This window comes from Pedobacter gandavensis (genome assembly GCF_032677645.1).
Taxonomy (GTDB): domain Bacteria; phylum Bacteroidota; class Bacteroidia; order Sphingobacteriales; family Sphingobacteriaceae; genus Pedobacter; species Pedobacter gandavensis_A.
On record NZ_JAVTSB010000022.1, the window covers coordinates 1 to 2702 of the forward strand.

The following is a 2702-nucleotide window of genomic DNA, read 5'->3' on the forward strand; positions in this document are numbered from 1 at the left end:
CATATCCCTGCCGGGAATTATATTATTCTGAATTATTGCTGGACACAAAGTAAGTTACTCGGAAGTGTGATTCATACCGATCCGGTATTTAAGGGCTATAGCGCTGCTGATATTTATAGGACTTCGACCTTTGGTGATTTTTTTAAAGAGCGATTGGAGCGGTTTATTTTTTATGTGGCGGCGGGGACTTTAAATTACCTGGGCACCTGGCATTTTGATCAACCGGTTGTTTCATTTGAGGAGAACAGAGAAAGGTTGGAAAAGCGGCTGACGGGAAAATACCGGCATCTTAATTTTATAGCAGGGAAAGTAATGCTGCCAAAATGATGCTGAAGCTCTGATCTGCTTTGTTGCGAAAAAAAAACGGGCAAAAAAAAGCAGCCTTTTCAGACTGCTTTCAAAACTGGGGTCGCTTATGGTGCGGATTAATTCTCGATTTATTGCTGATTTGAAGCGGTTGGCCGATTTGAAAAGAAAAATGGATGAATTTGACAAGCTTGGGAAAGGGCTAAAAACAGCTAATTCCCGTCCACATAAATGATATTAACATCGGCCAAAATTCATCACTACTAGAGAAGTTCAAAATCTCTAGTAGTTTATTTTTTCAAAAGTTCAAATAGTTCTACATTGATAAATATGGTCTCCTTCCATACTTTTTTAGACTGCAATATTCCAATTTTTTCTAATCCGTTAAGGTATTTTGAGGCTGTTACCCTTGAAACTTTGAGTCTTTCAATGACAAATTCTATTTTACAGTATGGTTGCTCAAATAGCAACTCTAATAATTCCTTATTGGATAGTTTGGGTGCCTCCTCTTTTATTTTTTTCTGTAATCTCAAAAAGAGCTGATTGATCGACTTAATTTGATCAATGGTTTGTTTAGAAGTTTCCTCTACAGCTTTTAATATAAATAATACCCATTCCTCCCAATTGTCCTTTGTCTTCACTTCTCCAAGTAACCTATAATAATCAGTTTTATGTTTTATAATATAGTCACTTAAATAGAGTACCGGACTGTCTAAAAGACCATGTAAGCATAAATAAAGGACATTGATAATTCTTCCGGTCCTGCCGTTACCATCATAAAATGGATGTATGCTTTCAAATTGATAATGTTGAACTGCCAGTTTAATCAATGGAGAAAGTACATCAGCTTCGTTTATATACACCTCTAAATTTTTCATTAATGCAAGGATCGTATCATAATCGTCCGGTGGCGTATAAATAACTTCACCAGTAACAGCATTTTTTAATGAGGTTCCAGGCAACCTTCTAAGCCCTGCTTTATTCTCTTCTAGGATTTCTTGTATAGCCAATACTCCGTTCGTATTCAAAAACCCCTTATGAATGATCATTTTAAACCCGGCAAGCATAGCTTCTCTATAGCGTAAAACTTCCTTAGTAGCATGATCTATTTGGGTACCAGTTGCAGACAATGCTTGATAAAGCCTATCATGAGTAGTAATAACATTTTCTATCTCTGAACTCATTCGGGCTTCTTTAAGTATTACTGCATTTAGAAGTATCGATGGGTTGGGCAGTGTATATACTAGTCCTTTTAATTCTGCCAAGGCAATTGAAGATTGCACAACTTGTCTTAAAACAGTAATTGTCTCCACTTTAATTTGATCAGGAGGCAGCAATGGTAATTCATTAAAAGGCAAATCGCTCTTTTGTATGGCTATTTTTTTCATATATAATTCATTTACACTAGACGCCTCGTCATGTAAAGATAATCTTATTTTATTTACATGACAACTAGATCATCTAAAGAATGCTTACATGAGTTTTAAAATCAAGGTCGATGCAAGACGTAACTTTTTTATCAATAAATTAACCAAAGATATATGAATTTCACAACAAGAACACTAATTTTAACGTTTCAATAGAAAAGTAAAATATTATTATTGAAATCGCGTACACTTCGAAGAGCAAAAATAAATTCAGACTTTATACCTTCACTTTTCAACTCAGAGACTAAATCATCATGAAAATCTCCCTCATCCGTTAAAAAATCTTTATGATTTCCTGTAATAAATACTACTTCTAGAGAAGTTTCGATGTTTATATTCTCTTTAGATATTAAGGATTTAATATTTTCCCAGATAAGACTGTCCCTATACCCCTTTTCATTGACATTGAAGGGCTTTTTTATGTGCATTGCTTTTTTTGCAAGATATTGATGAGAAATATTAGGATATGGAATGATCTGAATATTATGAATTGATATTGTTTCTTTTATATATGATTCGTAATTACATTTACACGCTGCTATAAAATCATTAGAGACCCCAGATTCTAAGTTAGTTTTTGTGAGTCTATTTAATTTTTCAAAGCCTAAGCATATCTCACTTTGGGATTTTTCCAGATGCTGCCTAAATTTGTTAAAAACTTCGTCTAACACGATATGAGGAATATAAAGTTCTATTCTTCTATTTTTTGCACTTGTAAGCAAAATCTTAAATTCTGGTGATGAAAGGTTAAAATCAGCAATAATGATATTAGAGTCCAGAACTACTTTCATGTTATGAATAAATCAGCTCACACAAAAAAAGACAATTTATTTTATTATAAAAAGTGTAAACTATAGCGTCCTGACCTTTTCAACAAAAATCGGATCAATCCCAAAACTTGTGGAGGAGGCGTTAAAAATATAGCTTTGTATTTTATACATTTTTATATTTATGCCATCAGCTACTGCA

General features: G+C 33.5%; 3 protein-coding genes. 1 reads left to right on the plus strand and 2 read right to left on the minus strand.

Annotation, left to right across the window (positions count from 1 at the left end; all coding sequences use genetic code 11):
- A partial coding sequence (locus R2Q66_RS23820; RefSeq protein WP_316753951.1) for a hypothetical protein occupies positions 1-327 on the plus strand: 327 nt, incomplete at its 5' end.
- Between the two features lie 269 nt (positions 328-596).
- Here R2Q66_RS23820 and R2Q66_RS23825 read toward each other — a convergent pair.
- Together R2Q66_RS23825 and R2Q66_RS23830 are read right to left on the minus strand one after the other, a co-directional pair.
- The gene (locus tag R2Q66_RS23825; RefSeq protein WP_316753953.1) at positions 597-1694 is read right to left on the minus strand and encodes a Fic family protein; all 1098 of its coding nucleotides are present in this window, start codon (positions 1692-1694) and stop codon (positions 597-599) included.
- 188 nt (positions 1695-1882) lie between these two features.
- Positions 1883-2524, minus strand: coding sequence for a PIN domain-containing protein (locus R2Q66_RS23830; RefSeq protein ID WP_316753955.1), 642 nt, complete (start codon positions 2522-2524; stop codon positions 1883-1885).
- Positions 2525-2702 lie beyond the last annotated feature (178 nt).